At 49.1% G+C, this 24,547-nt stretch carries 26 protein-coding genes and 2 pseudogenes; 6 read left to right on the top strand and 22 right to left on the bottom strand.

What is annotated here, in order from left to right:
- Positions 1 to 348: 348 nt before the first annotated feature.
- A complete protein-coding gene (locus C8J48_RS00800; RefSeq protein ID WP_107724499.1) occupies positions 349 to 1,497 on the top strand; it encodes a DUF3238 domain-containing protein in 1,149 nt (382 codons plus the stop codon).
- Positions 1,498 to 2,743: 1,246 nt separating this feature from the next.
- Here C8J48_RS00800 and queC read toward each other — a convergent pair.
- The 6 genes from queC to C8J48_RS00765 form a co-directional block, all read right to left on the bottom strand.
- Positions 2,744 to 3,433, bottom strand: a complete 690-nt coding sequence (gene queC / locus C8J48_RS00790) for a 7-cyano-7-deazaguanine synthase QueC (protein WP_107724497.1) — start codon at positions 3,431 to 3,433, stop codon at positions 2,744 to 2,746.
- A gap of 2 nt (positions 3,434 to 3,435) precedes the next feature.
- Positions 3,436 to 4,164 carry a 7-carboxy-7-deazaguanine synthase QueE gene (locus tag C8J48_RS00785; protein WP_107724496.1) on the bottom strand — a complete coding sequence of 243 codons (729 nt, stop codon included), beginning with the start codon at positions 4,162 to 4,164 and terminating at the stop codon, positions 3,436 to 3,438.
- On the bottom strand, positions 4,157 to 4,633 hold the full coding sequence (gene queD, locus C8J48_RS00780; RefSeq protein WP_107724495.1) for a 6-carboxytetrahydropterin synthase QueD: 477 nt from the start codon (positions 4,631 to 4,633) through the stop codon (positions 4,157 to 4,159). Before queD ends, C8J48_RS00785 begins: the two co-directional genes overlap by 8 nt.
- A gap of 373 nt (positions 4,634 to 5,006) precedes the next feature.
- Positions 5,007 to 5,588 carry an RNA 2',3'-cyclic phosphodiesterase gene (thpR, locus tag C8J48_RS00775; RefSeq protein WP_107724494.1) on the bottom strand — a complete coding sequence of 194 codons (582 nt, stop codon included), beginning with the start codon at positions 5,586 to 5,588 and terminating at the stop codon, positions 5,007 to 5,009.
- A gap of 148 nt (positions 5,589 to 5,736) precedes the next feature.
- A complete protein-coding gene (tpx, locus tag C8J48_RS00770) occupies positions 5,737 to 6,252 on the bottom strand; it encodes a thiol peroxidase (protein ID WP_107724493.1) in 516 nt (171 codons plus the stop codon).
- 150 nt (positions 6,253 to 6,402) lie between these two features.
- On the bottom strand, positions 6,403 to 7,281 hold the full coding sequence (locus C8J48_RS00765) for an SDR family oxidoreductase (protein WP_107724492.1): 879 nt from the start codon (positions 7,279 to 7,281) through the stop codon (positions 6,403 to 6,405).
- Between the two features lie 145 nt (positions 7,282 to 7,426).
- Between C8J48_RS00765 and C8J48_RS00760 the strand changes: the two genes are divergently transcribed.
- Positions 7,427 to 8,155, top strand: a complete 729-nt coding sequence (locus tag C8J48_RS00760) for a hypothetical protein (protein WP_107724491.1) — start codon at positions 7,427 to 7,429, stop codon at positions 8,153 to 8,155.
- Positions 8,156 to 8,234: 79 nt separating this feature from the next.
- Here C8J48_RS00760 and C8J48_RS18585 read toward each other — a convergent pair whose 3' ends face one another.
- The 7 genes from C8J48_RS18585 to C8J48_RS00730 all read right to left on the bottom strand — a co-directional run bounded on the left by C8J48_RS18585 (position 8,235) and on the right by C8J48_RS00730 (position 13,708).
- The gene (locus tag C8J48_RS18585) at positions 8,235 to 8,375 is read right to left on the bottom strand and encodes a hypothetical protein (protein WP_170105033.1); all 141 of its coding nucleotides are present in this window, start codon (positions 8,373 to 8,375) and stop codon (positions 8,235 to 8,237) included.
- Between the two features lie 33 nt (positions 8,376 to 8,408).
- Positions 8,409 to 9,248 (bottom strand): gamma-glutamylcyclotransferase family protein, encoded by an 840-nt coding sequence (locus C8J48_RS00755; RefSeq protein ID WP_245891158.1) that lies wholly within the window; start codon positions 9,246 to 9,248, stop codon positions 8,409 to 8,411.
- A 33-nt stretch (positions 9,249 to 9,281) separates the two neighbouring features.
- Positions 9,282 to 10,013: an SIR2 family NAD-dependent protein deacylase gene (locus C8J48_RS00750; RefSeq protein ID WP_245891024.1), complete on the bottom strand. Its 732-nt coding sequence runs from the start codon at positions 10,011 to 10,013 to the stop codon at positions 9,282 to 9,284.
- A 328-nt stretch (positions 10,014 to 10,341) separates the two neighbouring features.
- Positions 10,342 to 10,947, bottom strand: coding sequence for a class I SAM-dependent methyltransferase (locus C8J48_RS00745; protein WP_107724489.1), 606 nt, complete (start codon positions 10,945 to 10,947; stop codon positions 10,342 to 10,344).
- 112 nt (positions 10,948 to 11,059) lie between these two features.
- Positions 11,060 to 11,608 (bottom strand): DUF420 domain-containing protein, encoded by a 549-nt coding sequence (locus tag C8J48_RS00740; protein WP_107724488.1) that lies wholly within the window; start codon positions 11,606 to 11,608, stop codon positions 11,060 to 11,062.
- 217 nt (positions 11,609 to 11,825) lie between these two features.
- Complete coding sequence (locus C8J48_RS00735) at positions 11,826 to 12,554, bottom strand: FxLYD domain-containing protein (RefSeq protein WP_107724487.1); 729 nt, start codon at positions 12,552 to 12,554, stop codon at positions 11,826 to 11,828.
- Between the two features lie 146 nt (positions 12,555 to 12,700).
- A complete protein-coding gene (locus tag C8J48_RS00730) occupies positions 12,701 to 13,708 on the bottom strand; it encodes an acrylyl-CoA reductase family protein (RefSeq protein WP_107727519.1) in 1,008 nt (335 codons plus the stop codon).
- Positions 13,709 to 13,831: 123 nt separating this feature from the next.
- Here C8J48_RS00730 and C8J48_RS00725 point away from each other — a divergent pair, with 123 nt between their 5' ends.
- Both C8J48_RS00725 and C8J48_RS00720 read left to right on the top strand, forming a co-directional pair.
- The gene (locus tag C8J48_RS00725) at positions 13,832 to 14,167 is read left to right on the top strand and encodes a hypothetical protein (protein ID WP_107724486.1); all 336 of its coding nucleotides are present in this window, start codon (positions 13,832 to 13,834) and stop codon (positions 14,165 to 14,167) included.
- Positions 14,164 to 14,733, top strand: a complete 570-nt coding sequence (locus C8J48_RS00720) for a YdcF family protein (protein WP_107724485.1) — start codon at positions 14,164 to 14,166, stop codon at positions 14,731 to 14,733. The genes C8J48_RS00725 and C8J48_RS00720 overlap by 4 nt, the downstream gene beginning before the upstream one ends.
- 59 nt (positions 14,734 to 14,792) lie before the next feature.
- Here C8J48_RS00720 and C8J48_RS00715 read toward each other — a convergent pair whose 3' ends face one another.
- Positions 14,793 to 15,224 (bottom strand): DUF309 domain-containing protein, encoded by a 432-nt coding sequence (locus tag C8J48_RS00715; protein WP_245891023.1) that lies wholly within the window; start codon positions 15,222 to 15,224, stop codon positions 14,793 to 14,795.
- Between the two features lie 168 nt (positions 15,225 to 15,392).
- Between C8J48_RS00715 and C8J48_RS00710 the strand changes: the two genes are divergently transcribed.
- On the top strand, positions 15,393 to 15,623 hold the full coding sequence (locus C8J48_RS00710) for a DUF1128 domain-containing protein (RefSeq protein WP_107724484.1): 231 nt from the start codon (positions 15,393 to 15,395) through the stop codon (positions 15,621 to 15,623).
- A 6-nt stretch (positions 15,624 to 15,629) separates the two neighbouring features.
- On the opposite strand, the gene C8J48_RS00705 is transcribed toward C8J48_RS00710, so the two are convergent.
- The 3 genes and pseudogenes from C8J48_RS00705 to C8J48_RS19300 all read right to left on the bottom strand — a co-directional run.
- Positions 15,630 to 16,034, bottom strand: coding sequence for an acyl-CoA thioesterase (locus C8J48_RS00705; RefSeq protein ID WP_107724483.1), 405 nt, complete (start codon positions 16,032 to 16,034; stop codon positions 15,630 to 15,632).
- Between the two features lie 168 nt (positions 16,035 to 16,202).
- Positions 16,203 to 17,325 (bottom strand): annotated as a pseudogene (locus C8J48_RS00700) (RNA-guided endonuclease InsQ/TnpB family protein).
- A pseudogene (locus tag C8J48_RS19300) lies at positions 17,318 to 17,572 on the bottom strand (recombinase family protein); the annotation flags it as partial. The pseudogenes C8J48_RS00700 and C8J48_RS19300, both read right to left, overlap by 8 nt.
- A 243-nt stretch (positions 17,573 to 17,815) precedes the next feature.
- Here C8J48_RS19300 and C8J48_RS18580 point away from each other — a divergent pair.
- Complete coding sequence (locus C8J48_RS18580; RefSeq protein WP_170105031.1) at positions 17,816 to 17,971, top strand: hypothetical protein; 156 nt, start codon at positions 17,816 to 17,818, stop codon at positions 17,969 to 17,971.
- A 376-nt stretch (positions 17,972 to 18,347) separates the two neighbouring features.
- Here the strand turns inward: C8J48_RS18580 and lpdA are convergent, their stop codons facing one another.
- From lpdA to C8J48_RS00670, 5 genes are all read right to left on the bottom strand, one after another.
- Positions 18,348 to 19,760, bottom strand: a complete 1,413-nt coding sequence (lpdA, locus tag C8J48_RS00690) for a dihydrolipoyl dehydrogenase (protein ID WP_107724482.1) — start codon at positions 19,758 to 19,760, stop codon at positions 18,348 to 18,350.
- 1 nt (position 19,761) lies between these two features.
- The gene (locus tag C8J48_RS00685; protein ID WP_170105029.1) at positions 19,762 to 21,042 is read right to left on the bottom strand and encodes a dihydrolipoamide acetyltransferase family protein; all 1,281 of its coding nucleotides are present in this window, start codon (positions 21,040 to 21,042) and stop codon (positions 19,762 to 19,764) included.
- 20 nt (positions 21,043 to 21,062) lie between these two features.
- Entirely contained in the window at positions 21,063 to 22,043 is a 981-nt protein-coding gene (locus C8J48_RS00680) for an alpha-ketoacid dehydrogenase subunit beta (RefSeq protein WP_107724480.1), read from the bottom strand.
- Positions 22,044 to 22,046: 3 nt separating this feature from the next.
- Positions 22,047 to 23,132 (bottom strand): pyruvate dehydrogenase (acetyl-transferring) E1 component subunit alpha, encoded by a 1,086-nt coding sequence (gene pdhA / locus C8J48_RS00675; RefSeq protein WP_107724479.1) that lies wholly within the window; start codon positions 23,130 to 23,132, stop codon positions 22,047 to 22,049.
- A 482-nt stretch (positions 23,133 to 23,614) separates the two neighbouring features.
- Positions 23,615 to 24,484: a DUF6612 family protein gene (locus C8J48_RS00670; protein WP_107724478.1), complete on the bottom strand. Its 870-nt coding sequence runs from the start codon at positions 24,482 to 24,484 to the stop codon at positions 23,615 to 23,617.
- Positions 24,485 to 24,547 lie beyond the last annotated feature (63 nt).

Below are 24,547 nucleotides of genomic sequence, written 5' to 3'. Positions count from 1 at the left end.
TTTTTAGAAAGCTTATCATTCCCTGAATTCGTTCTCTCTCCAATAGAAAGGCGATCATCTTTCCTATGATGTTGCTCCTATTGTACACAAAAAAAGGGCCCCATCATGAATGAAAGAGAAGAGAAGGAGCGAGGGCTTCTTAACAGGAAAGAGCTGGTCAAGCGCTACTTCAAGCGTCTTTGACGTAAAGAAGCATATAGAGAGAACGTTCTACCTAAAAGGAGGTTAGAAGATGGTTCAATCAACGAAAAAAGAGGTGAGCTGACGGATCAGAACTTAAAGTCTGATCAACCCTACATATATAGGGTTGAGGCGTATGATGAAAAAAACAAGATTGATGAAATTGTGATGCATACATCAACGTTGAAAGATGAACAACAAATAGCTAAAGAGTTGGAAGCGAATGAAGATATGTTTTCCAAATCGTCGAAGAGTACAGCTAATACATCAAAGGTTCATCATGAGATGGTTAACAGTAACATCAATACCGTTGTTGGATCAGACCATATTAAGATCACATGGTCAGGAGTACCAGATGAAGATGGTGTTTACGAAATTCATCGTAATGGTAAGAAGGTAGTCAATGTTGAGGGTAATACGTATATTGATAAGAATATAAAGGAAAATGAGGTCTATCAATATAACGTAATTGGTCGCAAAAAGCTTCCTGAGGAAGAAATTAATAAAATAAAAGAGGCACTCGGAAAGAAAGTAAAGGACATTTCGGAAGAGCAACAAGAAATGCTATTTTACGAGAAGAAAGTTGCTGGAACAGTTATTCGTTCCTCTACAGAAACTGCAGTTGAATTTAGATTTGACAAACACAAAAACAACAATAAAAAGTCAATCAGCAAAGCATCTTCCAGTAATGTAAATTGGCCAGTGGATCCAGGATTTTGGTTAAGATATAGTACATTTATCCCTATGGATAAAGCACCTAACCCATTCTGCGAACTTTTAAATTTGTGTGGGTATGAGGAGTTTTCTGGGGATAACCGATCGTTCGACCTGATGGGGACTTCTTATCGTACTCGAACAGATGCTTTCATTACTTACAATGTTGGAGGATCAGGGGGGATTACGCCAAATGAAATCGAGTTTTATCCGCAAACTGGGATAACAAAAGGCTATAGAAATGGTGAAGAAGTTGATGAAGGTAAGGCACCAGAGTCTGATATGGAGATTAGAAATGTAGAGTATGGCGATAATTATGTTTATCACAGAATGTTTATGGCTTCCGGAAATCCCCTGCTTCCTCTTGCTCCAGACATTGACGCGTTTTATTATGCAAAGGTTTTTCAAGATGGACGAGGTGAGTTTTATGGTGTCCATGACCAGGCTCCATCTCATGAATTTTACTTTGTATTGTATTGGGGTGGAGGTGGTGGTTTTTGGGAGGAAGACATTATAGAGGTCCATACCCAAGAACATGTTGATTTTTTTATGTTATTTCCTTTCACACCTAAGACAGAGTTTAACGTCAATGTAAGCCTATAAAGCAAAAAACCGGCATTTAACGCCGGTTTTTTGCTTTGGTGTGCTTGGGCATAGGCAAGATAAAAGCCTCAAGCGGTGAGGGTGCAGTAGCGATTAAATTAAGCGAGTGTGCCATATGAGGTGACGACCCCATTATTTATTGGGGAATGCTCTTTTCATTCCTTGGTCAATAGCCCAAAAGGACATTGAAAAGAATGAAAAGAATATAGCGAAGTGGATACTTAGTTTTGTTATCGATTCAAGATCACCCTTTAGCATTAAAATAATAGCTGGAAATATGAAACCTGCTATTGCATGATATAAAAGCGAAAGCCATACATTTTCATTAGAAAGCTTGTCAGCTAAGAATGACATGGGTACTCCATAGAGGAATATAGAAATAGTAGATAGAAATACAACTATAACTATTGGAAAAAAATTAATGTTAGATGATCCGAAATAAACATAAATAATTGTCCACAATGAGAGGATCGAGGCTGATACAATTTTTCTTTTGAACAATTGATAGGCCTCCTAGTTCAATTGAATCGAATCTAGTGCCCCTTTTTGCAATCTGGATTGCGTTATCTGGGGGGGAGGCTTGGTTTTCCGGCGAAGTGACTTACCACTGCATCGGAATGGAGACGGATAACCAAGTCGACCGACTTCACGGCGTGATCGGGAAAGAAAAACAGAACAATATTGCCTGATGGGGTACCGCGAACAAAAGGTAATGTTTAATCGTACTCTTAGTTTATCACCTTGGGTATCGATCCACCACAACGAAAGAGTTTAAATGGACAATAAAAAGTGCGTAAGACGTTGAATCTTTGTCGTCGATCACCAGTAGCGTAAAAACCCCTGGGGATAGACGAACAATATCTCGGTCGTGAAAAAGCTTGTGGAATGCCTGTTTTCAAAAATTTGGGGTGTTAATTAAGTGAGGATTGTGGTATTCTGCATTCGACGGGAAAAGCTATTCGTAATGGGCTTTTGATGGGTTTAGAACGTACCTATAAGGAATTGAAACCCAATCCACAGTGCCGTGGCTTTCCTCCTTTGCGGTGTTTAGAACGTATCCATAAGGAATTAGGTTTATTTTCTATCGCGGAAACTGGCAGTAAGAGTTTAACATCCTCCAATTTGTTGTCTTTCGTGATACACGGTTAAGCGGCGCACTCGTAATGAAGGGGTCGGGGGTTCAAATCCCTCCATCAGCACCAACCGAAGAACAGGGGAAACCTGAGAGCCGTAATGGCTCTTTATTTTATCCTCCAGCTTTCACCCCGTCGACATATGGAATCGGATCGATCGCTTCCGCATCGGCAAAACCTTTGCGACGAAGGCGGCAGCTGTCACAGACACCACAAGCTACCTCTCCACCTTGGTAGCAGGAGGTGGTCAAATGATAAGGAACATGCAAACGGAGACCTTCCCGGATCGTCTCTCCTTTGCTGAGGTGGATTAAGGGTGTTACCAACCGGATCGGGCGGCCTTCCTCTCCCGCTTTGGTCGCACGGCAAATCGTCTCTTCCAAGTGGGAAATAAACTGGGGACGACAATCGGGATAGCCGCTGTAGTCGACAGCGGAAACCCCGGTGTAGACCGCTTCCGCCTCGATTACTTCCGCATAGGCGGCAGCAAGGGAGAGAAAGATCAGATTACGTGCCGGAACATAGGTGGTGGGAATCCCTTCCTCTTCTTCCGTCGGCACGGAGATGGAATCCTCCGTCAAGGCGCTGCCGCCAATCTGATTGAGAAAGCCGATGTCCACGATACGGTGCTCTTTCACCTCGTAATGGTGGGCAATCGCCTTGGCCTGTTCCACCTCCCGGTCATGGCGCTGGCCGTAATCGAAGGTGAGTGGGTACAATTCATACCCTTCTGCCTGTGCCAAGCCCATACAGGTGGTACTATCCAGCCCACCTGACAACACGATAACTGCTTTTTTCCCCATCGTTACACACCCCTTTCCGCAGGATCCCAGATAAATTTATGCAATTGCAGATTGACACGGACATGAGGGAGAGGTTCAGCCAACACCCACTCCACCAACGTTCGCGGCGGCAAGGTCTCAAAAACAGGGCTAAACAGAATCTGCCCCCGCTGATAGTGACGATTGATCACATCGACGGCAGCACGAAAATCCTGCTCATCTGCGATCACCAATTTGACTTCATCCCGCTGGGTGAGACAGTTGAAGTTGTCAACCAGCATTCGGCTCTCTTCCTTTGACCTTGGCAGTTTCCAATCCATGATAAAACGGACTTTCTCCCCCCACGGTCGCTCCCGGCGTAAGGCATCAAAGGGAGTGAGATCAATCGCGCCGTTGGTCTCGATATGCACATCCTCGATCTTTTCCGGACACGCCAATGCTTCCAGCAGTGCAGCGGACTTCTCCCGATGCATCAAAGGCTCACCACCGGTAAAACAGATGCGGTGGCTGGCATAGCGATGCGCTTCCGCCGCGATTTCCCCCACCGTCGCTTCATACTCCGGTTGTGCCGGTGCATAGCTGTAGGGAGTATCACACCAGGAGCAGCGCAGATTGCAGTGGAAGACGCGGACAAATACCGTTGGCCACCCCGCTGCTGTTCCTTCTCCTTCTACCGTTTCAAACACTTCCACCATCGGCAGTTTCCATTGTCGATACACTGATGGCTCCGGCAGATTCCATCCTTTATTCATCGCCTTCCATCCATTCCCGCCTCAAAGTCGCATAGCTGGTGGGCGTCTCATACAGCACCAGCTCCTCCAGTCGGTGGCCTCGTTTTTTCAACCCCTCCTGCACCAAACGTTCATCCAGGCGTTCCCATATCCAGACAATCATATTTTCCGCCGTGGTATTCATATTGGGTAAAACCTCGTTGAGATAGCGGTGATCCAGACGGGCCTTGATCTCCTCTTGATACATCCGTTTGATATCGCCAAAATCGACGGCAATCCCCACATCGTCCACAAAACCGCTGATAGAGATCACCAGCCGATAGGTGTGTCCATGTAGATTTTTACACTTTCCTTCATACAGATGAAGATGGTGGGCAGCGTCAAAGGTAAACGACTTTGTCACCGCCACCCGCTTTCGATGGTAGCGAAGCTCTTCCCGCTGAATGTCGACACCGAAGCGCTCCACTCGTTCGGGAATTTGAAAATCCATAAAAATACCCCTTTCAAAAAGGGGAACAGCGGAAAAAACACCCGTTTTTACGAACAAACCGATCCGGGAACGGTCGGGTTTTTTATCACGGGTATGGGTATTCGTTTCCGGTTCCCTAGTTTTGTTTAAAGAGTGGTGGGTTTACGACACTCTTTCAGCGGTTATTGTAACATATTCCGGTATGTCTTTGGTTTGATCTTTTTTATATAACCTTCTCGTTCCACAAACAAGCCACAAAACGAACACGACAAAACCCCTGCCAACTATAATTGGCAGGGGTTATCGCTCTTGTTATATCAATAAGCTACATACGGTAAGCAGAGTTAGCGGCTACCGTCATGGTAAACAAGCCGGTAAATCAATCCGCCCTTCATCACCCCGCCCCCACCCCAAAAATCGCTAAGGGTTGATACATGGGCGAACGATAGACATGGGTTTGGTAGAGAATCAGTTCATCCACCGTCCACGGCTTCAGTCCTGCCGATTCCGGGCGAAAGGTGGTATCTACCTCTTCATGGGGGAAATCGTTGCGCTTATATTTTTTGGCTATAGTGATATGGGGGCGATAAAGTCGTTTTTCCTTTGCAAAGCCGACTGGGGAAACGGTGTCCGCCACCGCTTGGTAGAGCTGGTGCAAGCGATCCAAATCTCCATCCAGCCCCGCCCACAAAATACGGGGGTGATCGGCTACTCCAAACCACCCAATTGGGCCCAACGAGAGGGAGAAGGGTTCCATTTCAGTCATCAGGAGCCGAACCCGCTTTTTTACCTCGCGTGCTTGGCGGAAGGTACACTCTCCCAAGAACTGGACGGTAATATGGTAGTCCGATGGATGAACCCATTTTTTAAAGGGCCACTGTTCGGACCGCTCCCGACACCATTCCGCCATCCACTGTCGATGGGGGTCAGGAACGGGGACCGCAATGAACAACCGGTAAAGAGAACGGGAAGACACCGCGATGCACCTGCCTTTCAATTGGATCGGTCAAACGCTCCGCCACAGCGACAAGGGCGTGCCTCACCTCTTTCACAGGTGCTATCTTGTGTTCAATCTTATCCGATTATACAACATAAGCCCAGGACAATCCTGGGCTTATGCTCCATTATGCGCGTTTGGCCGCTTCCACTGCGGCTTCATAATCCGGGTGGTTGGTTGCTTCAGAGACCACTTCAACATGAACCAGCTTATCATTGGCATCGATCACAAATACGGCACGCGCCAGCAGACGCAGTTCTTGGATTACCACTCCATATGCCGTGCCAAAGGAAAGATCGCGATGGTCGGACAGTGTCTGCACCCGTTCGATGCCGGCAGCACCACACCAACGCTTTTGCGCAAAGGGAAGGTCGACGCTGACGGTAAGTACGCGCACATGTTCACCCAGATTGGCGGCCTCTTCGTTAAAACGACGGGTTTGCGCATCACAAACACCGGTATCCAACGACGGAACCACACTGATAATCCGTACCTGACCACGGGTGTCAGCAAGGGTAACCGGGCTAAGATCGTTAGCCAGAACCGTAAAGTCAGGGGCGGTGTCACCCGCTTTTAATTCAGGCCCCACTAGAGTGACGGGGTTTCCTTTAAATGTGATGGCGCCTTCACGTGTTTGTGCCATTGGATCTGCCTCCTCTGTATCGTCTTCGCCTTAATCTTACCACAGAAAAAGCCAACTGAAAGCCAATGTTTTGCCTTTTATCCCACTCTTCAAAGAGCTAAGATTCCCGTCGGCAAAATGAAAGCGCCCCTTACACCTTGCCATTATCAACTAACCGTTCACCACCACACCACCATTGGGGTGAAGCACTTGTCCGCTGATATAGGAAGAGTCAGAGGAGGCGAGAAATACATAACTGGCCGCCAGTTCCGCCGGCTGGCCTGGGCGCCCCATCGGCGTGCTGGATCCAAAAGTGGCCACTTGTTGGGCATCAAAGGTGGAAGGGATCAACGGTGTCCAAATCGGACCTGGAGCGACACCGTTAACGCGAATGCCCTGTTTGACCAGCGATTGCGATAACGAACGCGTAAAGGAGACAATCGCTCCTTTGGTCGCCGAATAATCGAGTAAAACCGGATTTCCCTTATAAGCAGTCACCGATGTTGTATTGATAATGCTCCCGCCTGTAGGCAGATGGGGCAGCGCCGCTTTCGTCAGATAAAAAAAGGAGAAAACATTGGTACGAAAGGTACGCTCCAGTTGCTGCGCGTCGATTTGGTCGATTCCATCTTGGGGATGTTGCTCTGCGGCGTTATTCACCAGGACATCCAACCCACCCAGGCTGTTGACGGTTTGTTGAACCGCGTGCTGACAAAAGATCTCATCACCGATATCGCCGGGGAGCAGTAACGCTTTTCTTCCCAGCTCCTCTACCCGGGCTTTAGTTTCCTGGGCATCACCGTGCTCGTTCAGATAGAGAATGGCGACATCGGCTCCTTCCTTGGCAAAAGCGATGGAGACAGCGCGTCCAATCCCACTGTCCCCTCCAGTGATCAATGCTCGCTTTCCCGCCAATTTGCCGCTTCCGCGATAATCGTCGTCCTCCGCCGTCGGGCGGGGAACCATTTCCGACTCCAATCCTGGTTGTCGATGTTGGTGCTGGGGTGGCTGCAACGGAGTTTGAGACTGCGCCTTTGTCTGCTGAGGCATGATTGCTCCTCCTTTGTCGGTCAAATCAAAGCATACTCTTCCCCCTTTTGCATCCAACCATTCGAAAATAACCCGCTAAATTGTTTCATTCTCCTCATGCGAAATGTTGTAAGATGATATCAAGAAAAAGAAAAGAGGCGAGACGATGACTGCCTTTGAACAGATGCCAAATACTCATCCCCAGGGACAGTGGTTGCGCCGACTGTTACAGGGAAGTCGTTCGATTCTGATAAACGTGCTGCTCCTTACCCTGCCGGTAGTTGTCATCATCCAAGGAATGTCCTTGGTGCGGGTTTGGTTGTATCAAGAACAAGACGCTCTTTATTTCCACGCATATCGGGATACCGCTACCAATTCAGCCTTTATGGTTGCCATTTTAATTTTGTGCCTTTTTTATATACACAGTTTACGCTCAGGGATCCGCGGGTGGCAGGAGTCGTTGCGTCGATTCTTCTTTCCGTTGGCGGTAACGATCCCGTTGCTGGCAATGGTATTGGATTCCTATGTGATGATCAATGAACATGAAATCGTCCATTCCCCGTTTTACTCCCTCGGTGTGGAGCGCATTCATTCCTGGAACGATGTGCAATCGATCAGTGTCAGCTATGCCATCGGTGAAGAGGATGAACTTTTTAACGGCACTTATTCTTTTCATTTTCAAGACGGAACCAGTTTGGAAATATGGAAGAGCGGTGGCATGAATACCCAAAGCCTACAAACGGTCGACCGGGAAGCGATCAAACGGGGAATCCCCTTTTACACAAGCACCCCGCTGTCGGATCAGGCTGTCAATATGCTGAAGGAACGGGGCTGGACCATGGAACAGCAACATTTCATCACAGAATTATTCCAACGGCCGACGAATACACCCTAAACCTCTCCCGCTTTCGCTAACGCGAAGAAGCGGGAGTTTCTTGCCATCGGAAGCAAGAAGCTTTCATGCAACAGAAGGGTTAGTCTTCTACCAATAGATACAAAAGCCACTGATAAAGGGAAAATACGAGTAACCGGCTTAAGCGATCGCCAGACATACTCGCTACCGCAATCAGTGGCAGAAACCCAATCTCTACTTCTTCATAAAAACAAGAACGCAAAGACCCAATGCCCCCACTAACTTGGACAAAGGGTTAAAACGGTACATTCATATAAAAACGATTGAGCAGCCGACGCTTCAGTTTTTGATAGTACGCATCGCTCACGGTCCCATAAGAGCCCCGCAAAATTTCGCGGGCGTAGTGCTCGGGAGGCGCTGTCTCTTCTTTTTTGTCGATTACGAGAAAGGTGAGGGCATCATGGATGCCGTCCTTCATTTCTACTGATACCATCGCCGGACGGTATGTGCCTTCCTGCACTCCTTCCCGCCAATAGAGATAATCCAATCCCCGCGCACCGATACGATAAACTACTCCTTCGGCAATCGCCCCTTTTTTCTCTACCAGATCGGCACGGCCACCGTCGGGGTATGAGAGGGTATAGCGCATATCATACCCGGTTAACACCCCACGACCCAATCGTTCCCGAAACGCATCCGCCACTCCTTGCAAACGAAACCGTTCATCATCCATACAAGATCCATAGGCAAAGTAAAGCAGTGGCAACCGACGCCGCAAATGGTATAACCGCCAATCTCCAAAAGGGATTTCCTTCTCCCTGGCCAGCGATTGTGTATAGAGATATGTCATCGCTCGGCATTCTCCTACATCGGTTCCCACAGTGACGGTAACCCGTTTATACTCATTATCTGGAGTGCCGGGAGTATAATCCTCCAACTCGTCAATCTTCGGAAGCAAACGGTGCGGCACCCGATATAACTCCCCATACACACGCTCCATCCCTTGTAAAAGCAAAGCCGGATACCCCCAACCAGTATCGAGCAGACGACCGTACACCCAAGCCTGGGAAGCTAAGCGTTCAGCCCCTTTCAAATAGTGATGGTTATTTTCACCTTGGCGCAATGTTCCGTACACAAACAAAATGGTGCTCTCCTCTGGCAATGCAACTCACCCTTCCTCTGTTTTGGCTACAATCTGATCGACATGTTGTAACACTTCCCCTGCCTTACCGCTAATCACCAAATCCAATTGACGATCCATCGCCGTCTTGTCCGCATTGATCAATACCGTTTTACCCGGGCACAGCTGCGGCATCTGATTAACCGGATACACTTCGAGACTAGTTCCAATCACCAGCAGCAGATCCGCTTGTTGTACCGCCTCCATCGCCTCGCTCCACGTCGTTTCCGGCAACCATTCGCCAAACAGAATAATATCCGGTCGCAGACGCCCTCCGCAATGCACACAAGGTTTCTGTTGCAAAAAACGGGATCGTTCCGCCGCCTTCTTGCAATCATGGCAGTGAAATTGCAAAATATTTCCGTGCAACTCCCATACCTGCCGGTTACCCGCCCGTTGGTGCAAACGGTCCACATTTTGGGTGGCGATTCCCCGGATGTAGCCCTGCTGCTCCCAGCGGGCCAACACCTGATGACCGGGATGGGGATGGACTCGCTCTAATCCTCTTATGCGCAGACGATAAAAATGGTGAAAAGTCTCATATTCCTCCTCCAAGGCGGATACGGTTGCCACCCGCTGCGGATCGACCCGCTTCCAGAACCCTTCGCGGGAGCGAAAATCGGGAATGCCGCTTTCTGTCGACATACCCGCACCTGTTAAGACTACCGTTCCTTCCGCTGTCTGTATCCACTCCGCCAAACGGTGAATGTTCGTTTCCAATTGGGATTCGCTCCTCATCGTTCTTTTTGGAAAAAGAAAAGGAATTGATCCTTTCGTTGGTGTATAATCAACAACAGAGAAAGAAATTGGGAAAGAGGGTCTGAGAAAATATGAGTGAGTGGCCACCACAGTTGATCATTGGCTTGTTTCTTGGCGTGGGGCTTTTGTTCTCTATCATGGGAACATGGGGGATCGAGCGAATGCTTAAACGGCGAAAGCACTCCCGCAGTCAATCACATTCCGACACGATGGATACTCTGATAGACAACTCCTTGGAACAACACCGTTCTTAACGAAAACGAACTGCCATGAGGCAGTTCGTTTTCTGTTATCCATCCTGGCGCCGTCGCAACACCACCAAGTTTGCTGGCAGCCCTTCACCACCGGCATCGGATACCAAACGTAGCGGCAAAACGGGCCCCCGTTCAAACCATTCCCCAAAATGGCGATCTACCGCCTCCGGCGTCACCGCTACAAACCGATCCCAATTCGCTTCATTCATTCGGCATCCTCGCAAAAAAAGCCGCCCACCGGGTTTTAACACACGAGCTGCTTCCACGGCATAACGATTGCGATCTTCCTCGGGAATCAAGTGAAAGCAACCACGGTCATTGATCAGGTCGACGGTTTGATCGTCCACTGGTAGCCGCAGAACGTTTCCGTGATGCCAATCCACCTCCACTTCGGCTTCCCGCGCACGTTTTGCGGCGATGTGCAGCGCTTCCCGGCTCAGATCCACTCCAACCACGCGGAAGCCGTACTCGGCTAAAAACACTGCCTCTCGACCGGCTCCACAACCCACATCCACCGCACAGGCATCCGGGGGAAAAGCGATGGAAGCGACGAAAGCGACCAACTCTTGTGAGGGATAAGCGTAATCCCAATGATGACTGTACTCTCCACTGGCATACATCTGATCCCAATCGTCAATCATGCATAAATCCCCTTTCGATTCCTTTGCTTATTCACCTATTTTCCTTCGTCACCGCCCCGATCCGTTCCTTCCGCTGGAAAAGCAAAAGCCAACCCTATGGTTGGCCCACTACTCAATAATAAGGAGAGATCATCAGGTAAATGATCACACCGGTAATACTGACATAAAGCCACAAGGGCATCGTCCAGCGCGCGATCTTGCGATGTTTTTCCACTTTCATGTTGATCCCACGGAAAAAAGAGATTAAAGCCAAGGGTACGATGACCGCGGCTAAAATGATGTGTGTGATCAGAATGAAATAATAGATCGCCGCCAGGATGCCACTGCCCCCATAGCGGGTGGACTCCGCCAACCCATGATAAATGAGGTAGGTGATCAAAAACAGGCTCGTCGATCCAAATGCCGCATAGATAAAGCGGCGATGCATCGTAATGTTTTTCCGTTTGATAAAGAAAAGCGCCGCTGCCAGGAATACAGTGGTGAAGCTGTTAAAAATGGCATTCATCATCGGCAGAAAGGTGAGATCGAGGTGGCTAAATCGATCTGCTTCCGGCAAGAGAAACAAGATCAATATGATCAGATTGATGGCAATGGTGAGGCCCACCACCCACGGCGTATAGTGAAACCCTTGATTTTGGTTGTTTTCTGTTTGTTGATCCATTCTTATTTCACCCTTTAATCCGTTCTCTTGTCCCCAGTATATCACGTGTGGCGTCAACCATTTCTCCCCTGTGTCACAAACCCGTGTCAAGTACAGCTCCCCGCGCAGGTGACTGCTGTATGGTCAAATTTCCGACTTCGCGCCAATGTTCCTCCCAACAAACGAAAGCCTGAGCGAGCGGCTCAGGCTTTGATGGTTTATCATCACTCAGTTTGCTCTATTCCTCTTCCCGAAATAAAGGGTACGCCTGGACGTCCACTTCGGAGACTTCTTTTATCGTATCGGCAGGGATGTTTCCACTTCGCAGCTTAAATGCCTCTTTTTCTTCCGGTTTAAGGGAAACATTTAGATAGTCGTTTACCACACCCAGCAATTTTCCTTCCTCATCACGGAGTGAGGCGGTAACGAAGAGATCAGTGACATGTTCCCCGCTACTGTTAATCAAGGAGCCTTCCACTGTTCCCATCTGATCTTGGCCCATTTTCCACTCTACCTGCTTCGCTTCCACATTGGCAGGATCTTTCCATGCCGGCTCCGCTTCAATCGTAGGAGTAACTGTTTCCAGTCTATCCGGATCGGACACCTGCAAATCCGTCGTTGCGCCAATATGCACATTTTCACCCGGTTTGACGATTTTGGGCACCACGGCTAAAATATCTTCCTTTGCCAAAACCTTTCCTTGTTCATCCTTAAAATCCAAGCGCACGGAATGAACCTCAACCGGCGTCTTCCCTTTGTTTTTCAACACAAGCGCTCCGTGTGCTTTTGTTTTACCCTTTTCTTTCCATGCTTGGCTTACCGCTTCATCTGTTTCCAGCTTAACTTTAGGCGGCTCTTTTTTCATTAACTGCTTTCCAATCGACATCTGATCGTCTTCAGTACTCGTTTTGCCGCAACCTCCCAATAACAAAGCACAGGCAGCTACTCCAAGCCATAACCGTTTCACACACTTCTCCCCCTCAACTGACCATCTCTTTCTGTATATACATTCTATATAAAAACGCTTGCTGGAACATATCCAACATCTTACCGAGTTCGTCTGTTTTTGGCAAGTGAGCTCCAGTTATCCATTGAAAAAGAATCGATTACACTTTACTTAGACAAATGAACCAAAGTACGGCCTCGGATTTCGCCCTTTAAAATGGTGGACAGCGAATGAGGCAGCTCTTCCAGTGTCACCTCGGCGGTATGAATCCGTTCCAGCAAGGCTTGGGGCTTTAGGTCTGAAGCTAATCGACCCCATATGCGACGGCGATAATCATTGCCGATATGAGCGGAATCGATCCCCAATAAATTGATCCCCCGTAAAATGAAGGGAAAAACCGTACTGGTAAAAGAGGTTCCACCCGTCAACCCGCTCACCGCCACCGATCCACCAAAACGTGTGGTACTCAACAGATAGGAGAGCGCCTCCCCACCGACAGGGTCCACCGCTCCTCCCCATCGCGCTTTGGCCAGGGGACGCTTGGGGTTCGGCTTTACCTCATCCCGCCGCAAAATCTCAGTGGCGCCTAGATCACGCAGAAACGCATCGGCATCGGTTTTTCCCGTGCTGGCGGCCACGGTATATCCTTTTTGCGCCAGCATGGCAACCGCTGTACTTCCTACACCACCAGTGGCACCAGTCACCAACACTGGTCCCTTTTCCGGAGTCAGTCCGTTTTCCTCCATCCGTTCGACTGACATAGCGGCGGTAAAACCGGCGGTGCCTAGGACCATCGCTTCTTTCAAAGTGAGACCCGCAGGCAACGGCACAATCCAATCCCCCGGCACACGGGCGTATTCACTGTAGCCGCCAAAGTGGGAAACCCCCAATTCAGCACTGGCCACAATCACTTCCTGCCCCACGTGATAACGAGCATCCTGGGATTCGACCACCCGACCGGCCAGATCGATTCCCGGAACCATCGGATAAGATTCCACCACGCGTCCACGAGGTATACTGGCCAATCCGTCTTTGTAGTTGACCCCGGAATATTCCACTTTTACCAATACATCTCCTACAGGCAGATCATTGAGGGTCAGCTCCTTTAGTTCCATGGAAAAGTCATTATCCGCCTGATTCACCATCCATGCGCGAAATGTTTGGGGGTGGCTCATCATCCCGATTCCTCCTTTTATTTGTTTAGTGACTAGTTGCCGCGCTCTTTTGCCCCTCTTCGATATCTGCTATAGTAACGTTGAAGCTGATACCTTGTTAGAAAGCGGAGAGGATCGCGCATCATGAACATTCATATCAGTCAAATGGCCGCCGCTCGTTTAACCGCCCTCTTAATGCAGGAACCGGACGCCGATCGCTTGGCAATCCGTGTGGTACCTCTCACTTCCGGTTGCAGTACCCCCTCTTTTGCCCTTGAAATGACGGAGGTACAACCGGGCATGTTTCAAACGAAAGCTTCGGAGGTTCCTTTTACTTGCCTGCCGCATGAGAAAACATGGCTGGATGGAATTGTGATCGACTGGCAGAAGGAGACGAACACATTTTCCGTCTTTCATCCCCATCCTCCTTTTACTTCCGCTTGCCCGACACCGCGAACGGAAGGGGTTAGTGAGAAATGAACGGGTGGTGGTGGTTTGCCCCGGCAACGCTTCTCTTCCTATTCGTGTTTTTACGGTTATACACCCGTGTTATCGCGTTTCGCCAACAGGCGTTAACCGGATCTACACGCGAATCGGGAATCGTCCTGGGAGCGGCGCTACAAGGCGATCAACCCAGCCCTGCCCTGCAGGAGCGGCTGGATTACGCCCTCGCCCTGTACCAGGAAGGGCGATTTTCCACCTTTCTCTGTTGCGGCGGTTCCCTCCGCCGTCAAATCAGCGAGGCGCAAGCGATGAAGCGATATCTGATCGAGCGCGGAATCCCCGCTCCCGCTATTCTACTGGAGGAAAATTCCGTCAACACCGCGCAAAACCTCGCTTTTGCCCGCCTGATTTTGGAACGGCACCACTTGCGGACATGCTTTTTAATCACTCACGACTATCATATGTACCGTGCCTGTCTACATGCCCGCCGACAGGGAATCGATATCGTGCCGGCCCCTTGTGCCAGCAAACGTCTATGGATCCCCTACCACCGTGTCCGTGAATGTTTCGCTCTCATTCGTTGGTTCTTGTTGCGCCCTTAACATCGAATCCGGCAGCAATTGATCCCCATGACAATGGGTATCCAGCAAGCGGATGGCGTTCACAAGTCCACCTCCCTTCCATTAGAAGCGCTGGCAGTCAACTCCCCCACCCGTTTTTGAAGTTGAGGGTCCAGTATATCGATGGTGAGATTATAAAAGGGAAACGGTTTTTGTTCCACCTGTTCCAGTCGCTCCAAGTACCTTGTGCAATCTTGGCGCAAACGGGCCAAATTGATCCCCAAGCTGTCTCCCGGTTGTTGACGCAGTTTGGCCAACGCCTTACGAAACAACTTGCGGGCGCCATTATCATTGCCGTTACGACAATGGAACAAAGCGACAGCCACTTGCAACAGTCCTTGGTACAGAGGATCTCTCCCTTCCTCCATCCACAGCTCCTCCAACACTTCATGACACTCATAATAATCGCGGTCAACATTGAAATGGTAGAGAAACTGTGTAAACAGAGGTGACTCTCGCGCATCCGGCTGCACTGCACTCACCTCCATGACACAATTCTCAGTCAGATTCGTTCCCACAATTGTTTGCAAACAGCAAGAGCACGCAGACTTAAAAATCCCTTCCCCCCTTTCAACATGGGTAGGCAAGTTGCGTGATTTCTAATACAATGAGAAAAGCTGAGCAGCGAGAGGAGCGGTTTGATGAATTTAGAGCAACCGAGCAAGGAAAACATCACCTATATGATCGAAGCGATAAAAGGGCACTTAAAGCTGGTCAATGCCGGTTTAATCGATCCCGATGATTTTGAACTGGATCAGTACGAAGAGATCAAAGATCTATACGACATGGTGGAAAGAAAAAAAGGAAATCTCACGATGATGGAATTGGACGGTATACTGGCGGAACTGGGCGATCTGCGCAAATCCCGGTGACGATGGTTAACCATCTCGAGCGTCAAATCGTTGCGCCAACGGCGTCGGCAACGGGACGCTCTTTCTTTTTTCTAAATCGATGGTAACACTGGTCACCGTCGCATCCGCCACCCGCTCCCCCTGTTCGTTGATGATGATATGTTCCAACACATAACTGGTGCGTCCTTTTTGAATCGGGCGAGTAAAAATCGTCAACTTTTCTCCCAGTCGCGCCTCTTTGCGATAATTGATGTTGATGTTGACGGTCACTGTACCGATATTCATTTCGGTAAATACATCAAAGGGAAGCCCGCTCCGGTTGTACCAGTCTTCCCGACTCCACTCCATATATTCCAGGTATTTTGCATTGTTTACATGGCCCATCACATCAATCTCTGTCGGTCGTACCTCAATCTGGATGGATGTTTCCATGGCGTACCGTTACGAAAAACTTACAAAACTCTACAAAGAGTTTATGTTTTCTTCCTGATTCATCGTGTCCCGCTTCGGCACTTACTCCCTACAACGGTTTGCTATAACACTCCACAGGCATAAATTTCCATGTAACTCACGGTACATATTAGCGTTGTCTTGTAATGACTAAGACGCTAATTTAGCTAAGTTAATCGCGGCATTTAAGTCCCGATCTATGTTGAGCCCGCAGTCGCATTTCATCCAACGGTCTGATAACTTCAGTTCTTTATGGATTTGACCACAACTAGAACATGTTTTGCTTGAGGGATACCAACGATCAACAATCATTAGCTCAACGTTGTACCACTTGCATTTATACTCCAGTTGCTGTCTGATTTCATAGAAGTTGCACTGTTGAATGTGCTTTGCAAGGTGTTTTTTCTTCATCATCCCGTTGACATTCAAATCCTCAATGACAATATGAGAAGGCTTGGTTTTCACGATCTCAGTTGTCATTTGATGAATGAAGTTCTTTCGGGTGTTGTTGATGCGGCTTCTTAACTTAGCTATGCTCTTTTCGAGTTTTATAAGGTTGCGTGTTTTCCGGTAACGGTTTCCCTCCTTGTTCAGTTGGTATTTACGAGAAGCCCTCCTTTGCAACCGTTTGAAACGCTTCTCTAGTCGTTTCACTTTGCCTGATTTATTGATGTTTTTAAATGCCTTACTTGTGCTGAGTGTGGCGAGTGTTTTTATCCCTAAGTCCACCCCGACGGGCTGATTAGTGGGCTTGGAATGATCCACGTAATCAGGAATTTCTACTGTGATGGAAACAAACCAATGGATTCCTTCTTTGCTGATCCGATAGGATAACGGCTTAAATTCTTCTGGCAAGTAACCTGTTTCTGCTAACCGTATCCAACCGATCTTTTCGAGTCGGATTCGGTTTGGTTCCAACTTCACTTTGTATGGGTCGTTGTAGAAACTCCACTTTGATTGTCTTCGGCTCTTAAATCTCGGGAACCTCGATAGGCCCTTAAAAAACCGTTTAAATGCTTCATCACAATCTTTGATTGCCTGTTTGGTTATGTTGTTGCTGAACTTGTATAACCACTTGTATTCATCCGTTTTTTTCAGTTGAGTCAGATGTTTCCGCAAATCTCCTTGGTTATAGCTCTTTCGTCTCCTTATAATGGGATTTTTTCTGATTCAGTGCCCAGTTGTATGCCCATCTTGCTACATGTGCCGATTGTTCTAACTGTGTACGCTGTTTATTGCTAGGGGTTAATCGGATTTTGTAGGCTTTAATCATCGTTAGCCAACTCCTTGACTAACCTTTTGGCTTTATTAGCACGCTTGCCGTGTAACTTACAACTAGACACTGTCACGATTTGAACTAGATCTTCTACAAGTTCTTGTTCTTCTGTTTTCTCTGTGTGATCAATGATCTCGATCTGACAATCATACAAAGATGCTATATATTCGATTAGCTCAAATCCCAAACGTATCAGACGATCTTTGTAAAGAACTACAACTCGATCCACTTCCCCCTGTGTTATTTATACACTTGAATTAACTGTTACTATCCCTCCTCATTTGTACTTCACCAGCAACGTTGTCTGTTAACGCTTTATTTTCCGTACTTCCCATCCCTTTTTCCCTTTTGCAAAATAAAAAAACCGAAAAAAGGGCATACTTCTCAAAAAAACCTATTGACATCTCGTTATAAGAAGTTATCTTTTAGGTAGGGAGTATTACTCCCGATCACAACTTTTTGCTACAGAAAGAAAGGAGTGCCCACCATGCGTTTCGTTCGCAAGCAACCCATCAGCCCTGTTCAGGAAGAGCTGCCGGTGCCTGCCGGGATTATCCCCCACTTCTTGTTGAAGCGCAAGAAAAAAGCCGCTCCCCTCGCACAGGGACCGGCCAATCATGCAGCGCAAAAGAAAGTTCATTAAAAGTTGTTATTAATACAGTAACAAAAGATCACTCCTGTGCCAATGCACCCCGAACCCGGGGTGCTTACTTATGACCGGAAAATCGGGGAGGATACCGGATCAGTCGAAAGTATCCCCACTTTGTCTCCAGATATAGCGCATATGGTTTCGTATGCTCCTCCGTTGTGGACATCGTCTAAGCATTTTTTAAAAATGGGCGCACATTGCGACTCAACACGATTCTTGGATAGATGTCCTCGATCCATTTTTCGTTTCCGATGACTCCCACGTTTTTAGGTTTTCCATACTCGCTAACCAAGGCTTACAGACGAGGCAACTTACTATCATAATAAAAACACCCTCGAACATATCCGAGGGTGTTGTCGTTACTATAGGCTTATTTGTTCACCATATGAATGGCGTTTCCGACGATTCCCTCTGCTGCTTCCATAAAGGTTTCCGGCAGGGAGGGATGAGCATGGATCGTCAAGGCGATATCTTCGGCGTTGGCTCCCATCTCGATCGCCAGTACCACTTCAGAGATCAAACTGGATGCTTCTGGACCCACGATTTGAGCGCCGATAATCTGTTTCGTCTCTTTGTCGGCAACCACTTGGAAATAACCGTCGGCGGCATCCAAAGAGAGTGCACGACCGTTGGCGGCAAAGGAGAATCGGCTGACACTGACGTCATAGCCCTGCTCTTTTGCCTCTTGCTCCGTCAGGCCGGTATAGGCCAGTTCCGGATCGGAGAAGATGACGTAAGGCATCGCGCGGTAATCCACTTCACTGGGTTCACCGGCGATCGCTTCCGCCGCCACTTTGCCTTCATAGCTAGCTTTGTGGGCCAACATCGGTTGGCCGGCAATATCACCGATGGCAAAAATGCGCTCATTTTTGGTACGCATCTGTTTATCAGTGGGAACAAAGCGACCATCCAGCTCGATCCCAGCATGTTCCAGACCCAACTCATCGGTGTTAGGGGTACGACCGACGGACACCAACACTTTATCCGCAGAGAAGGTTTTTTCTTCTCCTTTTACTTCGGCAGTAACAGTGACACCATTGCCAGAGGTGTCTGCCCCTTGCACCATGGCATTGGTCACCACGTCGACACCCAGCTTTTTCAGGTTGCGCTTCACCATGCGCACCATGCCCGGGTCGGTACCTGGCAGCAAGCTGTCGGTCCCTTCCAGGATGGTCACTTCCGCCCCCAACTTAGCATAGGCGGTACCCAACTCCAAGCCGATATAGCCGCCACCGACTACGATCAGCTTTTCCGGTACGGCTTGCAGGTTGAGCGCTTCGGTGGAAGAGATGATTTTTTCTCCGTCAAACGGCAACGACGGAATCTGGGTCGGGCGGGAGCCTGTCGCCAAGATGCAGTGCTCAAACTGATAAGTGGTACTGTTATCCTCGGTTGCGACCTTGACGGTGTTTTCTCCGGAGAAGTAGACTTCCCCTTGTACCACTTCCACTTTATTTCCCTTCAAAAGCTGACCGACACCGCCTGTCAGCTTTTTCACCACTTGATCTTTCCACTGAATCGTTTTGGGGAAGTCAAGCTTGACTCCATCCACTTCGATGCCCATGTGGGAGGCGTTTTTCATTTTGTTTACTTCATCTGCCGCATGGATTAACGCTTTGGAAGGAATACAACCCCGATTGAGGCAGACTCCGCCCAGTTCCGCTTTATCCACTAAAGTTACTTTTTTCCCCAGTTGGGCGGCACGGATGGCGGCAACATAGCCGCCAGGACCGCCACCGACGACAAGAACGTCAACTTCGGTTGCAAAGTCTCCTACTACCATATCAGCTCATCTCCATCATCAAGAGTTTCGGGTTTTCCAGCAACTCTTTGACACGATTGAGGAAGCGGGCGGCCACATCGCCGTCGATCAGGCGGTGATCGATGGACAGCGAGATGTTCATAATGGGCTTGATTACCACTTCTCCATCGACTGCCATCGGACGATCCGCCATTTTGCCCATACCGAAGATCGCCACTTCCGGATAGTTGATAATCGGGGTGAAGAATTGGCCGCCGAAGGCTCCGATGTTGGTAATGGTGAAGGTGCTGCCCTTCAGGTCTTCCACACCGGCTTTCCGCTCCCGTGTGCGTTTAATCAAGTCGCTCATCTCATCCGCCAGTTGGAACATCGATTTGCGATCCACATCTTTTAATACCGGTACTAACAAACCGTCTTCGGTGGCTGCTGCAATCCCCATATGGTAGTACTTCTTGATGATGATCTCTTCTTTCTCATCATCGATGGAAGCGTTTAAAGTGGGGAATTCATGCAAAGCGGCAACCAGAGCCTTGATGATAAAAGGCATGTAGGTCAGCTTGATGCCGCGCTGTTCCGCCATCGGCTTCGCCCATTTGCGCATTTCGATCAGCTCGGATGCATCCACCTCATCCATAATCGTCACATGGGGAGCGGTGTAGACGCTTTGTGCCATCCGCTTGGCGATGGTACGACGCATACCGCGCAGCGGAATACGCTCTTCGTTTCCTTGTGGCGCCTGTGCTGCGGGCGCAGGCGCGGCAGCTTCTTTCGCTGCAGGAGCCGGAGCTGCTTGCTCCGCTTCCGGTTGGGCTTCTTGTTTAGCACCGCCTGCTTGGAAGTTCTCCAGATCTTCCAAGGTGATGCGGCCACGGGGGCCGGAACCTGCTACCTGGCTGATATCGATGCCCAGCTCCCGGGCTTTTTTGCGGATGGAAGGCATCGCCAACACCTGCTTGCCGGTGGCGGCGGGAGCAGCAGGAGCTTCTTCTTTCTTCTCTTCTGCCGGGGCAGGGGTTTCTTCCGCTTTTGCCTCTTCGGTTGCCGTCTCTTCCGCTGCGTCTCCATCGCCGGTGTCAAAGACAGCCAATACGGAGCCGACTTCGATCACTTCGCCTTCAGCGGCGTTCAGTTTTTTGACGGTACCGGTCACGGGGGAGGGGATCTCCACCACCGCTTTATCCGTCTGCACTTCAGCGAGCACATCATCTTCGTTGATGGAATCGCCTTCTTTAACATGAAACTTCACGATTTCGCCTTCGTGGATCCCTTCACCTACATCAGGCAATTTAAATTCAAAAGCCACGATCGGGTACCTCCTTTCAATTAAAAGTCCAGCGTTTTGTAGATACCGGCACAGATTCGGTCCACTGTCGGTAAGTATTCGTCTTCGATCGCTGTCAACGGGTACGGGGTGTCAAAACCAGTCACACGCACCACCGGCGCTTCCAGAGAGAGGATCGCTTCTTCGTGGATGCGAGCGGACAATTCCGCACCAACACCGCCGGTTTGGGCCGCTTCATGGATGACAACAGCGCGATGGGTTTTGGTGACGGAGCCGATGATCGTCTCCAGATCAAAGGGAGAAATCGTGCGCAAGTCGATCACTTCCGCTTTTACACCACGCTCTTTCTCCGCTTGTGCCGCCGCTTTTTCCGCGGTATGAACCATAGCGCCGTAAGCGATCAGGGTAACGTCGGTGCCTTCCCGGACCACGTTGGCTTTGCCCAAGGGCACGGTGTATGCTTCCTCCGGCACATCGGCTTTAATGGAGCGATACAGCTTCATCGATTCATAGAAGATGACCGGGTCATCGTCCCGGATGGCGGAGATCAGCAAGCCTTTGGCGTCATAAGGGGTAGAGGGGATCACCACTTTTACCCCAGGGCTGTGCATAAACAATGCTTCCAGGCTGTCGGAGTGCATTTCCGGCGTTTTTACGCCGCCGCCGAAGGGAACGCGGACGGTGATGGGAGCGTTGAAACGTCCACCGGAACGCATGCGGATCCGAGCGGCTTGCGTCGAGATTTGGTCCATACACTCATAGACAAATCCGGCAAACTGGATCTCGGGAACCGGACGGAAGCCGTGGTTGGCGAGACCGATCGCCGTACCGATGATCGCGGACTCCGCCAGCGGGGTGTCAAAGGAACGCTTCTCGCCGAAGGTTTGGTACAGATCGGCGGTTGCACGGAAAACACCGCCGTTCACCCCGACGTCTTCACCCATGACGAGTACGTTTTTATCCCGTTCCATTTCGACGCTAAGTGCTTGGTTGATGGCTTGAATATAGGTCATGGTAGCCATGGCTTATTTGCCCTCCTTCCAGGAGAGGTATTCATCTTTTTGCTTTTTAAGGAGTGCCGGAGTTTCAGCATAGAGATCGTCGATCAATTCAGCGACGGTCCCTTTCGGTGCTTTCTCCACTTTTTTGATCGCTTCGTTCATCTCGTTCAGCACTTCTTCTTGTACCTGCTCTTCCTCGGCATCAGACCAGAGGCCTTTGGAATCCAGGTATTGACGGAGGCGCTTGAGCGGATCACGCTTAGAGGTCCAGGTCTCTTCCTCTTCTTTCGTGCGGTAGCGACCCGGGTCATCACCCGCCATGGTGTGCGGTCCAACACGGTAGGTAACCGCTTCGATCAAGGTCGGTCCTTCCCCTTTGCGGGCACGTTCAGCCGCTTGTTTGGTCGCCTCATAGACGGCCAAGGCATCGTTGCCGTCGACGCGAATGCCGGCGATGCCGTAAGCGACAGCTTTTTGGGCGATCGTCTCGGAACGCATCTGTTTATGAAGCGGCACACTGATGGCGTATTGGTTGTTTTGACAGAAGAAAATGGAGTTGGCATCGTAGACGGCGGCAAAGTTGAGTCCTTCGTGGAAGTCCCCTTCTGAGGTCGCCCCGTCTCCGAAGAAACAGATCGCAACATGATCTTCATCCCGCAGGCGGAAAGCCCAACCGGAACCGGCACAGTGAAGAACTTGAGCGGCGATGATGATTTGCGGCGGGTAAGCGTTTACGCCCTCCGGCGTTTTCATGCCCGTAATCTGACCACGGGAATTGAGGAAAACATTTTCCATCGGCAATCCATGATACATAGCGGTACCGACATCACGATAGCTGGGATACAGCATATCGCTCTTCTTTAGCGCAGCCATCGATGCGATCTGGCACGCTTCCTGGCCTGCCATCGGCGCATAAAAACCTAAGCGTCCCTGACGGTTCAGCTTAATGGCACGCCCGTCAAACGTACGGATTCGCAACATCCAGCGATAAATGTCTTTCAGTTCGTCATCGGAGAGATCTGGTGCTTGTTGCCCTTCGACAATCTCACCGTTTTCATTTAGGATTTGAAACATTTCCGAACCCTGCTTCAACTCCATTACTTTAGGCACAATTGCACACCTCGTTTCTTAATGCTCCTCACCGGGCTAATATGATCCGTTCATCTCCTTATCCTGCCAAGTTTACCCGTTGTCCATGCGAACAACAGGAATATGGGATGAATAGGAGAGAAACAGTCTCAGAAGTACCTTCCCTTCATACCGGACGCAAAAACTGTTAAATCCTGTCCGCCTTGCCGCTAAAACGGTTTGGGTTTCCTTGAGCCAACCATTACTCCTGTTTGGTTACAACCCATACATTTGAATGATACACCCCACGATATACTCCGTCAATACCAGCGAAATACAAGATATTTACTATATGATACATGGTTGCAACAGGTTATGATACAGTTTTTTATATATCATTGATACAGATAAAAAGTGCTATAGCATCCCGGCAAAAACCATATAAAACAGAAAAAAACCACCTCTTTGAGATGGCATTTTAAAGTAGGGTAGGCGGCCACACCAGGGAACCCCTGTTTGAGAGTCTATTTGTCTTGGGAACTTCTTGTGACCTCCGCTGGTATGGTGATCGATCGTGTCGATTCACCAGCATAAGTGATTACCATATTTTGTTCTAGCGTGATGGAACCTTTTTCTAACGGAATTTCCCAGATGGTTGCATGATCGATCTGCTTTGGTATAAATGTCTCCTTGTCAATGGAAAAGCGACGATTAAACTGAACAATCCTGGCTTCCGCTTGCCTAGCGGTAAGACCGATTTCTTCCCAAGACGGCTCCAATTTCTTTTTCAGATTTTTATAATCGTCACCCCACTCTTTTTTCAATCCTTCCTCTGTTACATTCAGTTCTAATACATATGCATCTTCTTCGTTAGAAAAATGCACCCTTGAACTGTCATTGGATTCCTCAATCATCCGCCGAAACTGTTGCAACGATTCTGCTGGGAGCAAATTTTGCCCCTGCCCATTTCCGAAGGAGGGAATAGTGGAGCGAGTCCAGTCCCCTTCATCCATGCGGCTATACCAGATACCCTGTGCCAAATACAACTCAACGGGTACAGTGTCGGTATCCGTATTGATATTCCCTTTTAAATGGATGGCAAATGGCTTCTGATCCAACTGTAAGGCCGCATTAAAATCCATTGTGGCCGCTTTATTTTTTCCGTCTTTTTCGATCACGAGCGATTGATCACCGACAATATCATAACGAACCCCACTCGTGTCGGTCATCGAGGCTTCCGCTTTCTGAAGGATTTCCTCTGCAGACAGAGATCCGTTTTTATCCACGCTGTCATCCGACTTCTCCGACTCAGTACCCGCAAACAGGGAGCAGCCCGACACCATCACAAATAATAATAGAACCAACCATAAAAATAAGTGCAAATGCTTTTTCATCAAATAAACCTCACCTCTCCTGCCCTGACCAACACTTCCGACAGGCTTCGATCTTTTTTACGC

Source organism: Desmospora activa DSM 45169 (genome assembly GCF_003046315.1).
GTDB lineage: Bacteria > Bacillota > Bacilli > Thermoactinomycetales > DSM-45169 > Desmospora > Desmospora activa.
The sequence above is the reverse complement of the archived record's forward strand: the minus strand, read 5'-3'. Positions and strand labels throughout refer to the sequence as shown.

Bases quoted from the DNA above. Each gene is read 5' to 3' on its own strand.
- queD (WP_107724495.1), bottom strand. From the start codon at position 4,633: ATGGATTTTCAAATTCCCGAACGAGTGGAGCGCTTCGGTGTCGACATT.
- lpdA (WP_107724482.1), bottom strand. From the start codon at position 19,760: ATGGTAGTAGGAGACTTTGCAACCGAAGTTGACGTTCTTGTCGTCGGT.
- C8J48_RS00785 (WP_107724496.1), bottom strand. From the start codon at position 4,164: ATGAATAAAGGATGGAATCTGCCGGAGCCATCAGTGTATCGACAATGG.
- C8J48_RS00745 (WP_107724489.1), bottom strand. From the start codon at position 10,947: ATGATTGACGATTGGGATCAGATGTATGCCAGTGGAGAGTACAGTCAT.
- C8J48_RS00680 (WP_107724480.1), bottom strand. From the start codon at position 22,043: ATGGCTACCATGACCTATATTCAAGCCATCAACCAAGCACTTAGCGTC.
- C8J48_RS00765 (WP_107724492.1), bottom strand. From the start codon at position 7,281: ATGCCTCAGCAGACAAAGGCGCAGTCTCAAACTCCGTTGCAGCCACCC.
- C8J48_RS00800 (WP_107724499.1), top strand. From the start codon at position 349: ATGCATACATCAACGTTGAAAGATGAACAACAAATAGCTAAAGAGTTG.
- C8J48_RS00740 (WP_107724488.1), bottom strand. From the start codon at position 11,608: ATGGATCAACAAACAGAAAACAACCAAAATCAAGGGTTTCACTATACG.
- C8J48_RS00670 (WP_107724478.1), bottom strand. From the start codon at position 24,484: ATGAAAAAGCATTTGCACTTATTTTTATGGTTGGTTCTATTATTATTT.
- C8J48_RS00725 (WP_107724486.1), top strand. From the start codon at position 13,832: ATGAACATTCATATCAGTCAAATGGCCGCCGCTCGTTTAACCGCCCTC.
- C8J48_RS00705 (WP_107724483.1), bottom strand. From the start codon at position 16,034: ATGGAAACATCCATCCAGATTGAGGTACGACCGACAGAGATTGATGTG.
- C8J48_RS00760 (WP_107724491.1), top strand. From the start codon at position 7,427: ATGACTGCCTTTGAACAGATGCCAAATACTCATCCCCAGGGACAGTGG.
- C8J48_RS00730 (WP_107727519.1), bottom strand. From the start codon at position 13,708: ATGAGCCACCCCCAAACATTTCGCGCATGGATGGTGAATCAGGCGGAT.
- queC (WP_107724497.1), bottom strand. From the start codon at position 3,433: ATGGGGAAAAAAGCAGTTATCGTGTTGTCAGGTGGGCTGGATAGTACC.
- C8J48_RS00710 (WP_107724484.1), top strand. From the start codon at position 15,393: ATGAATTTAGAGCAACCGAGCAAGGAAAACATCACCTATATGATCGAA.
- C8J48_RS00720 (WP_107724485.1), top strand. From the start codon at position 14,164: ATGAACGGGTGGTGGTGGTTTGCCCCGGCAACGCTTCTCTTCCTATTC.
- tpx (WP_107724493.1), bottom strand. From the start codon at position 6,252: ATGGCACAAACACGTGAAGGCGCCATCACATTTAAAGGAAACCCCGTC.
- C8J48_RS18580 (WP_170105031.1), top strand. From the start codon at position 17,816: ATGCGTTTCGTTCGCAAGCAACCCATCAGCCCTGTTCAGGAAGAGCTG.